This window comes from Burkholderia sp. lig30, assembly GCF_000687455.2.
Taxonomy (GTDB): Bacteria; Pseudomonadota; Gammaproteobacteria; order Burkholderiales; family Burkholderiaceae; genus Burkholderia.
The window spans coordinates 1-18,358 of record NZ_JGVW01000057.1; the positions used below are offsets into that span (position 1 = coordinate 1).

The 18,358-nt window shown below is 66.3% G+C and carries 11 protein-coding genes; 8 read left to right on the plus strand and 3 right to left on the minus strand.

The annotated features are described in order from the left end of the window. The first annotated feature begins 230 nt into the window (after window positions 1–230). From LIG30_RS06580 to icmH, 5 genes are read left to right on the plus strand one after another with little or no spacing between them, the layout of a single operon-like run. Window positions 231–1,115 (plus strand): DUF4123 domain-containing protein, encoded by an 885-nt coding sequence (locus tag LIG30_RS06580; RefSeq protein WP_038710677.1) that lies wholly within the window; start codon window positions 231–233, stop codon window positions 1,113–1,115. An 11-nt stretch (window positions 1,116–1,126) separates the two neighbouring features. Further along, on the plus strand, window positions 1,127–1,408 hold the full coding sequence (locus LIG30_RS06585) for a PAAR domain-containing protein (protein ID WP_038710679.1): 282 nt from the start codon (window positions 1,127–1,129) through the stop codon (window positions 1,406–1,408). Window positions 1,409–1,411: 3 nt separating this feature from the next. Continuing rightward, window positions 1,412–2,731, plus strand: coding sequence for a type VI secretion system protein TssL, long form (gene tssL / locus LIG30_RS06590; RefSeq protein ID WP_083493932.1), 1,320 nt, complete (start codon window positions 1,412–1,414; stop codon window positions 2,729–2,731). Between the two features lie 25 nt (window positions 2,732–2,756). Next, window positions 2,757–6,854, plus strand: a complete 4,098-nt coding sequence (gene tssM / locus LIG30_RS06595; protein ID WP_038710680.1) for a type VI secretion system membrane subunit TssM — start codon at window positions 2,757–2,759, stop codon at window positions 6,852–6,854. 20 nt (window positions 6,855–6,874) lie between these two features. Then, entirely contained in the window at window positions 6,875–8,089 is a 1,215-nt protein-coding gene (icmH, locus tag LIG30_RS06600; protein ID WP_038710683.1) for a type IVB secretion system protein IcmH/DotU, read from the plus strand. A 387-nt stretch (window positions 8,090–8,476) separates the two neighbouring features. Here the strand turns inward: icmH and LIG30_RS06605 are convergent, their stop codons facing one another. Next, a complete protein-coding gene (locus LIG30_RS06605; protein ID WP_038710685.1) occupies window positions 8,477–9,229 on the minus strand; it encodes a TIGR00730 family Rossman fold protein in 753 nt (250 codons plus the stop codon). A 1-nt stretch (window position 9,230) separates the two neighbouring features. Between LIG30_RS06605 and polA the strand changes: the two genes are divergently transcribed. Beyond that, on the plus strand, window positions 9,231–11,981 hold the full coding sequence (polA, locus tag LIG30_RS06610; RefSeq protein ID WP_038710686.1) for a DNA polymerase I: 2,751 nt from the start codon (window positions 9,231–9,233) through the stop codon (window positions 11,979–11,981). A 286-nt stretch (window positions 11,982–12,267) separates the two neighbouring features. Continuing rightward, window positions 12,268–13,614: an NAD(P)/FAD-dependent oxidoreductase gene (locus LIG30_RS06615; RefSeq protein WP_038710687.1), complete on the plus strand. Its 1,347-nt coding sequence runs from the start codon at window positions 12,268–12,270 to the stop codon at window positions 13,612–13,614. A gap of 99 nt (window positions 13,615–13,713) precedes the next feature. Here LIG30_RS06615 and LIG30_RS06620 read toward each other — a convergent pair whose 3' ends face one another. Then, window positions 13,714–14,418, minus strand: a complete 705-nt coding sequence (locus LIG30_RS06620; protein WP_038710689.1) for a response regulator transcription factor — start codon at window positions 14,416–14,418, stop codon at window positions 13,714–13,716. Between the two features lie 538 nt (window positions 14,419–14,956). Between LIG30_RS06620 and LIG30_RS06625 the strand changes: the two genes are divergently transcribed. Continuing rightward, the gene (locus LIG30_RS06625) at window positions 14,957–15,733 is read left to right on the plus strand and encodes a response regulator (protein WP_051994893.1); all 777 of its coding nucleotides are present in this window, start codon (window positions 14,957–14,959) and stop codon (window positions 15,731–15,733) included. 54 nt (window positions 15,734–15,787) lie between these two features. Here LIG30_RS06625 and LIG30_RS06630 read toward each other — a convergent pair whose 3' ends face one another. Next, window positions 15,788–18,268: an ATP-binding protein gene (locus tag LIG30_RS06630; protein WP_083493934.1), complete on the minus strand. Its 2,481-nt coding sequence runs from the start codon at window positions 18,266–18,268 to the stop codon at window positions 15,788–15,790. Between the last annotated feature and the right edge of the window lie 90 nt (window positions 18,269–18,358).

Here is an 18,358-nt window from a genome sequence, read left to right on the forward strand (position 1 = left end):
GCACGACAGCCGCTGCTGGTTCCGCGTGCCGCACTTCCACGAATACACGCCCGGCGGGTACGGCTGGCCGCGCGTGGTGTTCGTCGGCAAGAAACGGGTGTCGTGGCTGGGAGTCGATCCGCTGTCGGTCGCGCTCCATATGTTCGATGCGCCACGGACGGCCGTGGCCTGACGCGGCTTGGCGGCCGTGTTGTCCGCGGCTGCCCAACGCAACGCTATGAGCGGGATACATGGAATCGCATTTCAACCAGACACACAACGGCCTGTTCGCGCTGATCGATGGCGCGGCGGCCCCCGAGCAACTGGAGGCGCTGCGCGAGCGCGCCGGCATCGAATTCAGGAACGTATACGAAGGGCTGCCCGAGGCGGAATCGGGGCTGGCGTCGCTTTTTCTCGCGCCGGTGCCGGACCCGAGCGCGGACTGGGTGACCGAGCTCGATCGCATCGATCGTCACTCGCCTTGCCTGTCGCTCGTCTGGTCGCGCGTGCCGATCGCTCAACTGGCGGCGCACCTTCGCGCATTCCTGTTCGCGGATATCGGGGATGGCGTGCTGGTGATGGTCCGGTATTTCGATCCCCGCAGTACCGGAGCAGTGTTTCGCGTATGGGGCGATCAGATTCTCGACGTCTTCATGGGGCCGATCGAGCGGTGGATGTATCGCGGCCGACATGCCGTCTGGCAGCGCGTCGAGAACGACACATTGCATGGCGCCAGGGTCTGCCGGTCGATCATGGTGGAACTGGAGCAAGCGGACGTCGATGCGCTGAGCGCGCATACCGAGCCCGACGAATTGCTGGCCGTGATGATCGATGCCGGACTGGCTGATGGCGCGCGTCCCTATCTCGACCGGTTCGCCGACTTCATGCCGCGTTATGCACGAGCGTCGCATTGGGATTTGACCGAGCCGGGCGACAAACTGGGTTTCTGTCGGCAAACGTATCTGTACGGCACGGAATTCGACCGTCATCCCGCGATAGCGGAGGCGCTCGATGCACGCAGGCGCTCCGGCATGACGTTCCGTGCCGCGATCGAAGGCGTGCCTTCCCATGTGTGGCGTGATCTTTCCCGGGCGCGCAGCGCACAGTCCCGATCCCCTGGCAACACATTCGCGTGAGAGAGAACAACATGGCACTGCAAATCATCGTCGTCGGCGACCGTACATCCCACGGCGGCCGCGTCATCAGCGGCTCCGAGACACACATGGTGGGAGGCAAGGGCATCGCGCGATTGTTCGACCTGGTCGATTGTCCTCAAACGTACCCGGACGGGCGCCCGCACGGCATCAACAAGATCATCGAAGCCCATCCGACCTTCACGATCGGTGGCCAACGGGTCGCTCTTCATGGTCACCATACCGAATGCGGCTGCACGCTGATCGGTAGCGGCACGGCAAGCATCGGAGACTGACGCATGGCAAAGGTAAATGGACGCGTCGAGTCCGGCGAGTTGAACGAGGTATCGGGCGACGTTGTCGAGCCCGCTTCTCCCAATGCCGTCGAGGCGGCGATCGAGGCCGCGGCGACACGCCCGGAGCCGCTGGGGGAGGTGCCGCCGCCGGAACCGTTCGACCGTCGGCTTGCCGCGGTGAATCAGGCGCAGAATCCTTTGCTCGAGGCCGCACGCGTGCTGTTGCGGGTACAGGCCGACATACCCGACGCGCCCGTGTCGAAAGACAACATCGCCATGTTGCGCGTGCTGCTTGAAGAGGAGATGCGGACATTCGAACGGCTATGCGAGCAGGCAAACATTCGGCGCGACCACATGATCGGCGCCCGGTATTGCCTGTGCACGGCGCTCGACGAAGCGGTCACGCAAACCGCATGGGGCAAGCGGGGCTCATCGGGGATCGAGTGGATCAAGGACGGTCTCGCAATCACCTTCCACGGAGACCGCGATGGCGGCGACAAGGTCTATCTGCTGATCGGCCGGTTGCTGGAGGACCCTCGCGAGCACGTGGATTTGCTGGAGGTGATCTACCGGATTCTCAGTTTCGGCTTCGAGGGCCGTTACCGGGGCAGCGCAGGCGGCAAGCGCAAGCACGATGCGATTCGGCAGCGGATTTACAACGAAATCACGTTGCAACGCGAACCCGTGCCGTTGGCGCTGTCTCCCAACTGGCAATCGGACGTGAAGGGCAAGCGCCCGTCGTTCTACGATTTCCCGGTATGGATCACCGTCACCGTCCTGTCGGTGATCCTGCTGGGGATGTTCGGATGGTTCAAGTACCAGCTGTCGAGCCGTGCCGCCGAGATCCAGAAGCAGATCGCCGAAATCGCGCGCATGACGCCGCCGCCCGCGCCGCCGCAATTGCACCTCAAGCAGTTGCTCAAGGACGAGATCGCTGCGGGCACCGTCAGCGTCGACGAGGATGCGCGCCACAGTAAGGTGACGTTCCGCGGCGACGCAATGTTCCAGCCCGGCGGCGCGTCTGTTCAGGCAGCGATGAATCCGCTGATCTCGAAGATCGCGGGCGAGATCGCCAGGGTTCCGGGCAAGGTGACGGTTCTCGGCTATACGGACAACGTGCCGATCCGCAGCCGTCAATTCGCGTCGAATCAGGCGCTGTCGGAAGAGCGGGCCGCGCAGGTCATGCAGATGCTGCAAGCCGCGGGCGTGCCGGCGAGCCGTCTCGAAGCCGCCGGCAACGGCGATGCCGAGCCGGTCGGCGACAACCGTACCGCGCAGGGGCGCGCGCAGAACCGGCGCGTCGAGATCGTCGTCGCGCGATAAGCCAGATCCGTTTTCGGAATAACACATGAAGAAGTTCCAATTCCTGTCGTTTCTGGCCTCGCGCCAGTTCCTCGCGTTCCTCGCGCTGATTGTCGTCGCACTCGTGATCTGGTTCGTCGGGCCGTTCTTTGCGTTCGGCGGGCTCAAGCCGCTCGCCGGAACCGGCATGCGCGTGCTGCTGATCGCGCTGTTGCTCGCCGGGGTGCTGCTCTGGCTCGTGGGCCGCTCGATGAGCATTGTGTTCGTCGCGTTGCTGTGCCTGCTGATCTGGTACGTGGCGCCGCTGCTTTCGTTCGGCCGTACGGCGCCGTTCGAGCCGGCATCGGTCCGACTCGCCGCGATCGCGCTGGTGGTGGCCGTCTTCGTCGTCTTCCAGATGTTCCGTCTGTGGCAGAAAATGCGCGCAGACGACGCGTTCCTGAGGAAGATGCTGCGCATGGATCGCCGGAAGGACGATTCTCCTGCCGCGCCGCGTTTGCGGAACGTCGAAAAGATCGTGACGAGCGCGATCGGGCGCCTGAAATCGATGCGTACCGGCGCGCGGGGGCTTGGCAAGCTGTTCCAGGGCAAGCGCTACTTGTACGAACTGCCCTGGTACATCACGCTCGGCTCGCAAGGCTCCGGCAAGACCAGCGTATTGATGAACGGTGGACTGGCGTTTCCCGTTGCCGAACAGATGCAGCGCGCAGCCGGGGCGCTCGCCGATGATGCCGCCGCAGTGGACTGGTGGTTGACCAATGACGCCGTGTTGATCGACACGAGCGGCTATTACACGCGGCACGGCACCTCGACAGACACGGACATCGATGTACCGATTGCTGAATCGGGCAAGCCGGCAGCCGGCACGCCGGGCAAGAATGCCGACGACGCCCAGCCGAATGCGAAAGGCGCCGAAGACGGTGTGGAGCAGGATGGGGCGTCGAAATCGAAGGCGGCCGCCGCATCGAAATCGAGCGACCATGTCGTTCCGCCCGGCCCGGATGCGGGCGAGCGCCGGCAGGAGGTCGATCGTGCAGAATGGCTCGGATTTCTTGGCATGCTGCGCCGGCATCGGCCCCGCGCGCCGATCAACGGCGCATTGCTGGCGGTCGATCTTGCCACGCTCGCAGGCGTTGACGAGCAGGCACGCGTCGCCGAGGCCGCCGCATTGCGCGCGCGGCTGGCCGAGCTGAGACAGGAACTGGGCATCCGCTTCCCCGTCTATGTGCTGGTCACGAAGATGGATGGCCTGACGGGCTTTGCCGAGCATTTCGGGGCACTCACGGCCGAAGGGCGGGCGCAGACATGGGGCTTCACGCTTCCATACGGCAAGGAAACGGTCGCGAAGGAAGGGCTGCGCGCGCGTTGTCACACGGAGCTCGACCGGCTTGCCGGACGGCTCGCCGGTTCGCTTAATTCGCATTTGCAGGACGAGCACGATCCGGACAAGCGCCGATCGCTTGCCGCGTTGCCCGAGGAGTTTTCCGCGCTGCACGGACCGCTGCTCGACCTGATGGATCGGGTGTTTCTCGATTCGCGCTTCGACGATACCCAGCTCCATTCGACGTTGCGCGGCGTGTACTTCACGAGCGCGCGGCAACAGGGCAGCGAGATCGTTGCGGAGCGCGCTACGATCGTTCGGCGCCTTGTGTCGAATCAGGAGCATCCCCCCGTTTCGCCGGCACGCGCCGACGGAAATCGGGGTTTCTTCCTGCACGACCTCCTGACCCGTGTCGTGTTCCCGGAAGCGCATCTGGTGAGTCCCAACCTGCGCTGGGAATATCGCTACCGGCTGCTGCGCCTGATCGGCCACACGCTGGCCCTGCTGCTGTTCGTGTGGCTGGCGATCGGCCTGCGCGCGAGCTTCGGCAACAACAGCGACTATCTCGACATGATCGGCCGCAAGGTGCAAGCGCTGGCGGCCCGCGTCACCCAGCTGTACAAGGCGCCAAAACCGGAAGCCGTGCCGGACACGCTGACCGAAGCGCGCCATCTGCCGACCTTCCCGGGACTCGACCTGTCCGCCCCGAGCTGCACGTGGCGTTACGGACTCTATACGCCGCCGAGCATTGAAGCCGACAGCCGCCGTGCCTACGATGCGCTCGAGGACAACCTGCTGTTGCCGCAGATCGTGCGCCGGATGGAGGACGTCATGTCCGGGGCGATCGCCGGCAACGACCCGAAGGCCGCCTACGACGCGTTGCGCGTGTACCTGATGCTGCATGACAACGCGAAGTTCAACGCGGACGACGTCAAGGCATGGGTGCTCGACGACTGGGCGAAGACCGATAGCGCGGCGGTCTTCGGCGGACGCGCGTCGATGATCGACCACGTGCAGCAGCTCTTCTCCGGCGCGCGCGTGGTGCAGTCGCCGCTGATCCGCAACGACGCGCTGGTGCAGCAGGCGCGCGCGTTTCTCGACGGCAGCAACGCTACCGACCGCCTTTACCAGCGCGCGAAGGCCGCCATGCTCAAGGAAGGCCCCGACGAGTTTACGCTGCTGCGTGCGGTCGGCCCGCAGGCCGGCACGGTGTTCACGCGCGCGAGCGGCGCGCCGTTGTCGCGCGGCGTGGCGGGGCTTTTTACGCTCGATGGCTACCGGAACCTGTTCGACAAGCGATTGCCCGAATTCATGCAGATCGCGCGCAACGATGACGCGTGGGTAATGGGGCGCTCATATCCAGGCGAGGCTCAAAAAAAAACGGCTGAAATCGTGAGCAACGCGGCCGGCATGGACGATGCGCTGACGGACGCCGTGCGCCGCGAATACCTGATGGAATATGCGCAGCAGTGGGACGCGTTTCTCAACGACATCCGGACCGTGAGCGGCACGAGCCTCGCGTTCAATCTGCGGGTGCTGCGCAGCTTCGCGGCGCCCGATTCGCCGCTCGCGCGTCTTGCCCGCGCAGCCATGCACGAAACGACGCTCACGCAGCCGATTGCGTCCGCGGACGGTTCGCTTCTGCAGAAGGCCGCTGACCAGCTCAATCAGAAGGCGGACAAGGCGTTGGGCATCCGCGCATCGGAGCGCATCGAACGCGAGCTCGTCGACAATCGTTTCGCGGCGCTGCGCGAAGTCGTCACCGGGAATGCGGATGCGCAGTCCGGTGCACAACCCGTCGGCGCCCAGACCGACAAGACGGGGCTGGACGGCGTCTCCAACCTGCTGAACGACTATTACACGGCGCTCACCGTCGCCGACAACGCGCTATCGAACAACAGCATGCCGCCGGCGAGCGATACGGCCGCGAAGCTCAAGATGACCGCCGACACGATGCCTGCGCCATTCCGCGCGGTATTGCTTCAGCTCGCGGCCGATGGTTCGCGCGAGGTCAATCAGGGCATCGGCCAGTTGCTGTCGCGCCAGATGCAGGCGCTGGTCGGCGATACTTGCCGGCTGACGGTCGAGGGCAACTATCCGTTCTCGCCTGACAGCAAGCGCGACGTCGGCATCGACGACTTTACGCGCGTGTTCGCACAGGGCGGCGTGATTGACGACTTCTTTACGAAAACGCTGGCACCGTTCGTCGATACGTCCGCGAAGCCGTGGCGCTACCGCACGCTGCCCGGTGCGACGGAGCCCGTGCACGGGCCGGACCTCGAGCCGTTCGAGCATGCGAAGGCGATCCGCGACGTCTTCTTCAACGATCCCGGCCACAAGCAGCTGACGTGGAAGGCCGACATCCGGATTCCCGAACTCGATCCGACGATCACGAGCCTGTCGCTCGACATCGACGGACAGACGACGCTCTACCAGCATGGTCCGGTCTCGCCTTTCATGGCCACCTGGCCGGGACCGCGCGGCGGGGTCCACGCGGAAATCACGGCAAGCCCGCGCATCCGGCCGGACACGTCGACGCTTGCAGCGGATGGCCCGTGGGCGTTGATGCGATTGCTTCAGAAAGGTCGCGTGGTCGGGACGGCCATCCCCGGTCGCACACGCGTCGTGTTCGATTTTGATGGTCGTGAGGCGGCGCTCGATATCGCAAGCGCCGGGAGTGTCGCGAATCCGCTGACGAGCGACGTGCTGAAGACGTTCCGGTGTCCCAGCACGATGCCGGTGTTCAACCTGCCGGATAGCGGTCCGCCGCCGGGATTGCCGCAAGGCATGTTGCCGGCAAACGCGGGAAGCGTTTCCCGCTGAACCGGGCGGGATCGTTCAAGATGACTCTCTCGACAACCGATCCGCAGAACCATGCCGGAGCCGGGGCGTCGCCGTCCGTCGCGGCACGGCTCAAGGCCGCGGAGCAGGCGATCAACCCGCTGCTCGAAGCTTCGCGCGTCCTGTTGCGCGCATTGGCCGATACGCCCGACATACTCGACGCCGATTCGGTTGCGCGGCGGCGCCGGTTGCTGGAGCAAGAAATCCGGCTCTTTACCCGGGTCTGCAGTGAACTCCGTCTCCGGCCCGAGCATGTCCGGACAGCAAGCTATTGTCTTTGCTCGGCGCTCGACGAGGCCGCCATGCAGACGAGTTGGGGGAAAGGCAACGCAACCGGTGTCGAATGGCAGCTTGACGGCCTGGCGGGCGCGTTGGGGCACGATCGTCAGGGCGGCGACCGCGTTTTCCAGTTGATCGACGAAGCGATGCGCAATCCGCGCGAGAGTCTCGATTTGATCGAGCTGTACCAGAACCTCCTCGATCTTGGTTTTCGCGGGCGTTACCGATTCGAGCGCGAAGGCCAGAAGCGCTTGCAGGTCGTTCGCGAACGCGTACACGACGCGGTCGTGGCAGGCGGGCAGCGCGTGAATCGCGTAAGCGGGCCTGCGAAACGGCCGGGCCAGGCGGTCGATCCGTGGGTACGTCCCGCGGTGGTGCGCCGGTCGCGGACGTGGTTCGTCGGCGGTCTTGCCATTGCATTGCTGCTGGGAGCAGGGGGCTACGCCGCCGTAGACCGTTGGGTTCGCGTGAAAGAGATGCGCCGGGCGCCGCCGCTCGATGTGCTGGCCCGAAACCTGGAGCAGCGGCTTCGAGACGAGGTTGCCGCGGGGAATGTCGAACTGATCCGCGACGCCGGGCGCAACGCGTTGATGCTCCGGTTCGGCGGCATGTTCGCGTCCGGAGAGGCGACGGTGGCGCCGTGGGGGGCGCCCGTGGTGGCGTCGGTTGGACGGGAAATCGCGGCGCTGACCGACGACGCGACGGTTCGCGTCGCGGGATACGCGGACAGCATGCCGGCCAATATGGCGCGTCAGGCGTCCAACCAGGCGCTTTCCGAAGCGCGCGCCCGGCACGTTGCCCAAATTCTCGTTGCGGCCGGCGTATCGGCGCCGCGCATCGGCGTGGAGGGAAACGGAGATGCCGATTCGCTGGCGGACAACGGTACCGCGTCGGGAAGGTCGAGAAATCGTCGCGTCGAAGTGACCGTGTCGAATTGATGCCGGAAGCCGTCGTCATGGCGGTCGACTCGTGAACCTCCGTTTAACTCATTTCGCGGCAGCTTTCTGGATCGTTTGCGCGCCGGTCGTCGACCTGTACTCATGTTTCGTGTTTAGGGTCGAATGGAAAACGCATCAGGTTGCATGGCTGACGCAGATGGATTGGTCGCACCGCTTGGCGGAACTGGCGTTCCAGTAATCCGCCGCCCGCAAATACGACAAGGCCGCCCGCGCGCGAAGCGCGCCGGGCGGCCTTGTCGCATGTTACAAAGCGGCGCGCGCAGGCATTGCGCGATGATGCGCCGCACGGAATCGCGGCCGGGGCGGGAAACATGGCAACGCAGGCGCGGCACGTCGCGTGCCGCGCCTGCCGTCCGCGCGGAAGGATTACAGGTAAAACATCCGGTCTTCTTCCGGACGCGGCGGCTGCGATTCCTCGCCTTCCTCCTCGCCCTGGTCTTCATAGAACGCCATCACGGCGTCGAGCACCTGGTCGGGATCGTCGATCACCTGCATCAGGTCCATGTCTTCCGGATTGATGAGGCCCATCGGGATCATCTGGTCGCGGAACCATTGCAGCAGCCCCTGCCAGAACGTGCTGCCGACGAGGATGATCGGCACGAGGCGCGACTTCTTCGTCTGGATCAGCGTGAGCACCTCGGACAGCTCGTCGAGCGTGCCGAAGCCGCCCGGCATCACGATCACCGCGTCGGAGTTCTTCACGAACGTGACCTTGCGCGTGAAGAAATGGCGGAAGCGCAGCGAGATGTCCTGGTAGTGATTGCCTGCCTGTTCGTGCGGCAGCTCGATGTTGAGGCCGACCGACGGCGCCTTGCCCGCATGCGCGCCCTTGTTGGCCGCTTCCATGATGCCGGGGCCGCCGCCGGAGATGACGGCGAAGCCGGCGTCGGACAGTTTGCGCGCGATCTGGACCGCGAGTTTGTAGGGCTGGGATTCCGGTTTGAGACGGGCCGAACCATAAATGCTGACGGCCGGGCGGATCTCCGACAGGTATTCGGTCGCCTCGATAAACTCTGCCATAATCGTGAACATCTGCCACGATGCGCGCGCCTTTTTGGCGGTCGCGCGTTCTTGATCTGCGAGCGAACGCAGACTCGGAATCACTTTTCTCTTATTCATAATGCCTGACGAACGAAATCTGGAAGGTAAGACCCTGCTATTGGTTGACGGTTCAAGCTATCTGTATCGGGCTTACCATGCGATGCCTGATCTGCGCGGCCCTGGCGGGGAGCCGACCGGAGCGCTCTACGGAATCATCAACATGCTGCGCCGTATGCGCAAGGAAGTCAGTGCAGAGTATAGCGCGTGCGTGTTCGATGCAAAGGGCAAGACTTTTCGTGACGACCTGTATCCCGAGTATAAGGCGCAGCGCCCGTCGATGCCGGCCGACCTCGCGTTGCAGATCGAGCCGATCCACGCGGCGGTGCGTGCGCTCGGCTGGCCGCTTCTGATGGTCGAAGGCGTCGAGGCCGACGACGTGATCGGCACGCTCGCGCGCGAGGGCGAGCGGCGCGGCATGAAGGTGATCGTGTCGACCGGCGACAAGGATCTCGCGCAGCTCGTTACCGGCCACGTCACGCTGATCAACACGATGACCAACGAGACGCTCGATCGCGACGGCGTGATCGCGAAGTTCGGCGTGCCGCCGGAGCTGATCGTCGATTACCTGACGCTGATCGGCGACACGGTCGACAACGTGCCGGGCGTCGAGAAGTGCGGGCCGAAGACGGCGGTCAAGTGGCTCGGCCAATACGAGAATCTCGACGGCGTCGTCGCCCATGCGGGCGAGATCAAGGGCGTGGTCGGCGACAACCTGCGCCGCGCGCTCGACTTCCTGCCGCTCGGCCGCACGCTCGTGACCGTCGAGACCGCCTGTGATCTGTCGTCCCATCTGGCATCGATCGACGCGTCGCTCGCGAGCGACGGCGAAGCCCGCGACGCGCTGCGCGACATCTTCGCCCGCTACGGTTTCAAGACCTGGCTGCGCGAGATCGACAGCGCACCGGCCGACATCGCCGTCGCGGAGCAGGGCGCCGACCCGGCGCCGGCCGTTGCGCCGGCTGTCGACCGCGAATACGAGACGATCCAGACCTGGCCGCACTTCGACGCGTGGATGAAGCGCATCGAGGGGGCGTCGCTGACGGCATTCGATACCGAGACCACGTCGCTCGATCCGATGGTCGCACGGCTCGTCGGCCTGTCGTTCTCGGTGGAGCCGGGGCGCGCCGCGTACCTGCCGGTCGCCCATCGCGGCCCCGACCTGCCCGAGCAGCTGCCGCTCGACGAGGTGCTCGCGCGGCTCAGGCCGTGGCTCGAATCGGCCGCGCACAAGAAGGTCGGCCAGCACCTGAAATACGACGCGCAGGTGCTCGCGAACCACGGCATCGAGCTGAACGGCATCGAGCACGACACGCTGCTCGAATCGTACGTGCTGGAATCGCATCGCTCGCACGACATGGACAGCCTCGCGCTGCGTCATCTGGGCATCAAGACGATCACGTACGAAGAGGTCGCGGGCAAGGGCGCGCAGCAGATCGGCTTCGATCAGGTGGCGCTCGCGCAAGCCGCCGAATACTCGGCGGAGGACGCCGACATCACGCTGCAGCTGCACCACGCGCTGTATCCGCAGATCGCGCGCGAGCCGGGCCTCGAGCGCGTGTACCGCGAGATCGAGATGCCGGTGTCGATCGTGCTGCGCAAGATGGAGCGCACCGGCGTGCTGATCGACAGCGCGCGCCTGCAGGCGCAGAGCAGCGAGATCGGGACGCGGCTGGTCGAGCTGGAGACGCAGGCGTACGAGCTGGCGGGCGGCGAGTTCAATCTCGGCTCGCCGAAGCAGATCGGGCAGATCTTCTTCGAGAAGCTGCAGTTGCCGGTCGTGAAGAAGACGCCGAGCGGCGCGCCGTCGACCGACGAAGAGGTGCTGCAGAAGCTCGCGGAGGACTATCCGCTGCCGAAGCTGCTGCTCGAGCATCGCGGGCTGTCGAAGCTCAAGTCGACCTATACCGACAAGCTGCCGCGGATGGTCAACCCGGAGACGGGGCGCGTGCACACGAACTACGCGCAGGCCGTCGCCGTGACCGGGCGGCTCGCGTCGAACGAGCCGAATCTTCAGAACATTCCGGTGCGCACGGCGGAAGGCCGCCGGATTCGCGAGGCATTCATCGCGCCGCCGGGCTGCAAGATCGTGTCGGCCGACTACTCGCAGATCGAGCTGCGCATCATGGCGCACATCTCGGGCGACGCGTCGCTGCTGCGCGCGTTCGCGCACGGCGAGGACATCCACCGCGCGACGGCGGCCGAAGTGTTCGGCGTGACGCCGCTCGAAGTGACGTCGGATCAGCGCCGGATCGCGAAGGTCATCAACTTCGGGCTGATCTACGGGATGAGCGCGTTCGGGCTCGCGTCGAACCTGGGCATCACGCGCGATGCGGCGAAGCTCTACATCGACCGCTATTTCGCCCGCTATCCCGGCGTGGCGGCGTACATGGAAGACACCCGCGCGGTCGCGAAGGAAAAGGGTTACGTCGAGACGGTGTTTGGCCGGCGCCTGTGGCTGCCGGAGATCAATGGCGGCAACGGCCCGCGCCGCCAGGCGGCCGAGCGCGCGGCGATCAACGCGCCGATGCAGGGCACGGCCGCGGACCTGATCAAGCTGTCGATGATCGCCGTGGACGGCTGGCTCGCGCGCGAAGGCCTGGCGTCGCGGATGATCATGCAGGTGCACGATGAACTGGTGCTCGAGGTGCCCGACGACGAGCTGCCGCGCGTGCGCGAGAAGCTGCCGGAAATGATGTGCGGCGTCGCGAAGCTCAAGGTGCCGCTCGTCGCCGAAGTCGGCGCCGGCGCGAACTGGGAAGAGGCGCACTGAGCGGCGCGTCACTGGCATTCCCCTGACCGTCGGCCTCCGGCATAGTGTTGCAGACGCGTCATATCTCGTGGCCGGTTGCTTGTCGTCAACGCGCAAGTGGCCGGACAATGCCGTCAAGCATGTCGTCATGGCGGGGCGCGTCGTGCTCCACGTTCCGTGCTGCGCGCATCGACGAAGTTCGAACTGCAAATCGTTGATGTTCGAACCCGTTCGCCACGGGGTGGCGCGGCTCGATGCGGTCGCCATTGCGGGCCGCTGCCGGTCTTGAATCGCAAAGGGGAATCGGATGCATCGCTTCATCATCGTAGGCGGAGGCGCGGGCGGCCTCGAACTGGCGACGCGGCTCGGCGATCGCTATGGCGCGCGCGGCAGCCGTCCGGCGCGCGCGCTCGTCACGCTCGTCGACCGTTATCCGACGCATATCTGGAAGCCGTTGCTGCACGAAGTCGCGGCGGGCAGCATGGACCCGTTCACCCAGGAGCTGGAATACGCGGCGCAGGCGCGCTGGCACGGCTTCGAGTTCCAGCAGGGGGCGCTGGTCGCGCTCGACCGCGGCGCGAAGCGCATCACGCTGTCGGCGGTCAACGACAGCGACGGCGCGGCGTTGCTGCCGCAACGCACGCTCGAGTACGACACGCTCGTGATCGCGATCGGCAGCACGACGCATTTCTTCGGCGTGCAGGGCGCGCAGGAGCACGCGATCGCGCTCGACACGGTCGCCGAGGCGGAGCGCTTCCGCAAGCGCCTCATCGCGGCGTGCATGCGCGCCGAGCATCAGAACCACGAGCCGGTGGAGTCGCCCGCCGATCCGTCGGCGCCGGTCGAGCCGCGCATCCAGGTCGCGATCGTCGGCGGCGGCGCGACCGGCGTGGAGCTGTCGGCGGAATTGCGCAACACTGCGCAGGTGCTGTCCGCCTATGGCCTGCACAAGCTCGACCCGCGGCACGACGTGGGCATCGTGCTGATCGAGTCCGGCCCACGCATCCTGCCCGCGTTGCGGGAGCGGGTGTCCACCGCGACGGCCGAGCTGCTCGAGAAGCTCGGCGTGCGCCTGATGATGGCCGAACGGGTGACCGAGGTCGCGCCGGGGCTCGTACGCACCGCGAGCGGCAAGACGGTGCGGGCCGACCTCACCGTGTGGGCCGCGGGCATCAAGGCGCCGCCCGTGATGGCACAGCTCGACGGGCTGGAAGTCAACAAGATCGGCCAGTTGAGCGTGCGGCGCACGCTGCAGACCGTCACTGACGACAACGTGTTCGCGCTCGGCGATTGCGCGGCCTGCGCGTGGCCAGGCAACGAGCGGAACGTGCCGCCGCGCGCGCAGGCGGCGCATCAGCAGGCGAGCTTTCTGTTGAAGGCGCTGTCGTGCCGGCTGGAGGGCCGGCCGCTGCCCGAGTTCACCTATCGCGATTTTGGCTCGCTGGTGTCGCTTGGGCATTTCAGCGCGGTGGGCAACCTGATGGGCGGCCTGATTGGCGGCAACATGCTGGTCGAGGGGCTGTTCGCGCGCTTCATGTACATGTCGCTGTACCGGCTGCACGTCGCCGCGCTGCACGGCTATCCACGGATGATGCTCGACACGGTCGCCCACTGGTTGCGTCGCACGACGCTGCCGCGCGTCAAGCTGCACTGACGTCCGCTCGACGCGGCCGGAACGGGCGGCGCATGCGCGATCGGGCGCTTGCGCCGCCCGTTCGTTTTTCGGTCCGTGCGTGTTGGCGCCGGGCCGCGCTCAATTCTCCTCGAGCAGCTTGCGCGACGCGAACAGCTCGACGTCGTTGCGGATGCCCAGCTTGCGGAACGCGGACTGCTTTTGCGCGCTGATCGTCTTGCGGCTGCGCGAGAACTTCAGCGCGATGTCGGACACGGTCATGCCCGCCAGATAGCAGCGCAGCACCTCGTGCTCGCGCGGGCTGAGTCGCAGGTCCGCCGACAGGCCGGAGGCCGGTGCCGCGGCGCCTCCCGCGTCCGCCTTCTGCTCGGCGGCGCGCGGTTCGGCCACCGTGCCCGCCGCCATCCGGCCGGCCAGCTCGACACTGATGTACGGACGCCCGCTCGCGATGACATGGATCGCGTGCGACAGCTCCCGAAGGTTCTCGCTCTTGCCGAAGAAGCCGAGCGCGCCGGCGCGCATCGTCATGTTCACGGTGGCGGGCGTGTCGCTGCTCGACGTCATCAGGATCCGGCATGCCGGGAAGCGCGTGTTGACCAGCTTGATGAGATTGAGACCGTCGATTTCGTCGGGGCCGAGCGTGTAGTCGAGCAGCACGACGTCTGCGTGGTTGCCTTCGAGCCAGCGGATCAGATCCCGCGATCTCGTGAAACTCGCGGCGACCTGGATCCCGGTCTTCTCGGTCAGGTAGGTGGCGATCCCGTGCTGGACGACGGCGTGGTCATCCAGAATCACGACACGGATCGGCTTGTGGTCTGGCCTCATGGCATACCCCTGGGTTCTTGCGATACGGCAGGCAGGCGGAGGCGGCGCTCCGGGTTCTCACGCGCTGGTATCTTTGACGGTGCTAGCTTACTGGGTTTCGGGATACTTTTTAACCCGGCTGGATAAGGTTCTGAAAGTGACGTGCGGCGGCGGCAGGAATCGATACATCCGGTATTGAAGGGGTAATGGCCAGCGCAAGCGGGCGCGAAGTGTCAGGCTGAGCCGCTATTGTAAGAGACGGCTCAGTGGCGAGACGAATCACACATCAGTTTGCGGGGTTGTCGCGCCGGGTGCCGCGCAATGCGTTTCGGCGTGCCGTGCCGCCGGGGATGACGAGAGACATGCCGCTGTCGGCCCGTCCGTCGCGGGCGGTTCCCTGCCTGTCGCGCGAATGCGTTGTGATATGGTGTGCGGGCCGTGCGGTCGCCGGCCGGCTTCGATCCTGACAGAGGCTCCTGGTCGCAAGTACCGCCGACCGGCATTCCCGATGAACACGAGGAGAACCGCCATAGAGCGCCGTACCTTCCGTCCGCCTCGCATGAGCGAGCCGACGCCGCCGACGGACGCGCCGCCACACGGAAACGGCGGCCCGCGGGTCCTGATCGTCGACGATCACGAGGTCGTTCAGTACGTGATCCAGCAGCAGCTCGATGCGCTGGCGTGCCGATCGGTGATCGCTGACACGGGCGAGGCCGCGATCGCGCAATTCGCACGGACGCGCTTCGATATGGTGCTGCTCGATTGCGGTCTGCCGGATCTCGACGGCTATACGATCGCCGGACGGATGCGCGACGCCGAACGCATGCGGCACGCGACGCGCACGCCGATCATCGCGATTTCGGCGGCGACGGACGACGCGCATCGCGCGCGCTGTTTCGACAGCGGCATGGACGGCGTGCTCGGCAAGCCGCTGCGCGTCGAAGCACTCCGCCAGATGATCAGCCTGTGGTGCGCGTACGACGAGTCGGCTTCGTCGACGTCAGTTCCCGTCAGCGCCGGGCCGGCGCAGGCCGGCTCCGATGCCGTCTACGCACACAGTGTTGGCGACGATCTGGACGGGCTGGCGCAGGCCTTGTCGAACCGGGATACCGCGCGCGCACGCCATGCGGCGCACCGGATCAAGGGCGCGGCCGCGATTGCCGGGCATGTCGCGACGCGGGATCTGGCCGCCGCGATCGAACGCGCATTGCTGGCGTCGAGCGACGGCATCGATGCGCATGCTGACGAACTGCTCACGCAGTTGCTGCGCGCGTATCGTGACGACCTCGCGTTGCCGGACGGCGATTCCGGCCGTTCGGCCGATCCCCATGCGTGACGTCGCGCCGCGCGCGGATCGCGTCGCTCGCTCTGTGGGGCCGGCGTGCGCCGATCACTCGGGCGCTTCGATGCACGCGGCGCCACCGTGCATGCCGCCTGCGCGCCCGGCGCCCGCATCCGGGGTGCCGTCGCGTTCGTCGCCGATTTCGCGCAGCCGCGCTTCGAGACGCTCCGCCATCTCGGCGATGTCCTTGAATCCGGCGATGTGCGATGCGCCCTTGATTCGATGGATCGTGTGCAGCGCAGCCGGAATGTCGCGCGATATCAGCGTCGTCGCCAGCGCATCGAGATCCTCGCCGAGCGTGCGCAGGTAGACTGCCCTGAGCGCGGCGGCCATGTCGACAGTGTCGTCGCGGGGCGCCCCCGCGGGCTCGTCGAGCGCCGCGTTCGTGCGGGCGGGACACCACATCTCGATCATCTGCCGCAATGTGTCCAGCCGCAACGGCTTGCCGAGTACGCCGTCCATGCCGCTTTCGAAGCAGCGCACCTTGTGCGCGTCGTCGGCGGACGCCGAGACCGCGATGATCGGCACGTGCTCCATCTGGCCCGCCGCCTCACCCTGGCGGATCAGTCTCGCGATCGCATAGCCGTCGAGATCGGGCAGGTTGCAATCGAGCAGCACCATGTCGAAGCGGCCGGCAGAGAGCTGCTGCAACGCATCCTTGCCGGTGCTCGCGGTCACCGCTTCGCAGCCCAGTTCGTCGCATTGCTGACGCAGCGAGAACTGCACGGTCTCGTGATCGTCGACGACCAGAATGCGAGGGGCAGCGCCGCGCACGAGCGGCGTGATGCCGGCCGGCACGACTCTGGCCGGCGCGAGGCCGGTGGCGGCATGCGTATCCCGGAGCGCGGCGGGCGCGTGCGCGATCGTCGCTGTCGCGGGCAGCCGGACCGTCATCGTGGTGTCGACGTGCGGCGTGCTGTCGACCGCGATCGTGCCGCGCATCAGCTCGACGAGCTCGCGGCAGATCGCGAGCCCCAGCCCGCTGCCGTTCGCGCCGTAGCGGGGAGAATGCTCGGCCTGCCAGTACGCATTGAAGATGTGTTCGCGCCGTTCGGGCGAAATGCCGATGCCGGTGTCCCGCACCTGGAGCATCAGCGTGCCGCTTCGGCCGTGCCGGCCCGCCAGGTAGTCGATACGCAGCGTGACCGACCCTTCCGACGTGAACTTGATCGCGTTGACGAGCAGATTGAGGACGATCTGGCGTACGCGCACCGGATCGATCACGACGGTCAGCGACGGCGGGCACGCGACGTCGAGCACGAGCGCGAGGCCTTTTTCGTCGGCGCGCCAGCGCACCATGTCGACGCTTTGCCGCGCCCACGGCGACAATTCCACCGGCTGCGGCGCGAGCGTCACCTTGCGCGATTCGAGACGCGAATAGTCGAGGATGTCGTCGAGCAGTGTCAGCAGCGTTTCCGAGGCGGAGATCGCGGCGCCGGCGCGGCTCGCCTGCTGCCCGCTGAGCCGCGAGCGCTGCAGCAGTTCGAGCGATGACAGCACGGTATGCATCGGCGTGCGGATCTCGTGGCTGATGAACGCGAGGAACATCGCCTTGTCGCGCTCGCTGCGGATCGCCGCCGAGCGGGATTTCCACGACAGGTAAGCGAGCACCGCGAACGCGAGCAGCACGACGCCGATCGCGAGCACCTGCGGCGCCCGGTAATGCAGGATCGAGCGGATCGTCGGCTTTCCGTAGTCGGCCAGCTCGACCCAGTTGCGGGTCATCGCCGCGGTTTCGCTCACCGGAATGGCGGCCAGCGACTTGTTGATGATCGACGCGAGGAGCGGCATGTCCGCGCGGGTGGCCATCGCGAGCGACACGGGCCGGTCGGCGAGCATGCCGGACATGTACAGCTGCCCCCTGAACTGCCGGCTCAGGATCGGCAGGATCGTGACGTCGACACCCAGCGCGGCGTCGGCCTCGCCGTTGGCGACGGCGGCGAGTGCAAGCGCTTCGGTGTCGAAGGTCAGCACGTCGAGATCCACGCCGCTTCGGCGCGTGAAGTATTCGACCGCGCCGTGCCCCTTGATGGCCACGCGCTTGCCGGCGAGCCGCTGCAGGCTGAAGGTCATCGCGGCATTGTTGCGCGTCACGGCGGTCAGCCGGCCGACCAGATAGGGCGTGCTGATGAGCACCTCGTCGCCGAGGCGTTCGCTCGCCAGTTCGCGCCACACTGCCGGCATCAGGTCGACCTTGTGTGACTGGAGCGCCTGAAACGCCTGCCCCCATTGCGTGCCCGGCACGGTCTTGAAGGTCAGGCCGCTCACGCGGGAGATTGCGTTCAGGTAGCCGGCGACCAGGCCCGCATGCTCGCCGTGGCGCATGTATTCGATCGGATGCCAGTTGGGCTCGGCCGCGACGTGGACGACCGGATGCGCGCTGATCCAGCGCCGTTCCTCGTCGGTGAAGAGCGGATTCGGGCTCGTGACCGCGCCTGCCGCGTGCGGTGACGCGACGAGCAGGGTGGCGAGCAGTACGCGGCAAAGCAGGCGACAGATCGCGCCGTGCGCAGTTGACCGTGCTTCCATGATCTGTGTGGCCAGGACGATGCAAACGCGTCCGGGGACGTGCGTTTCGATCCTTTGCTGATGAATTGAGAATCGGAAACTCTAACCGTC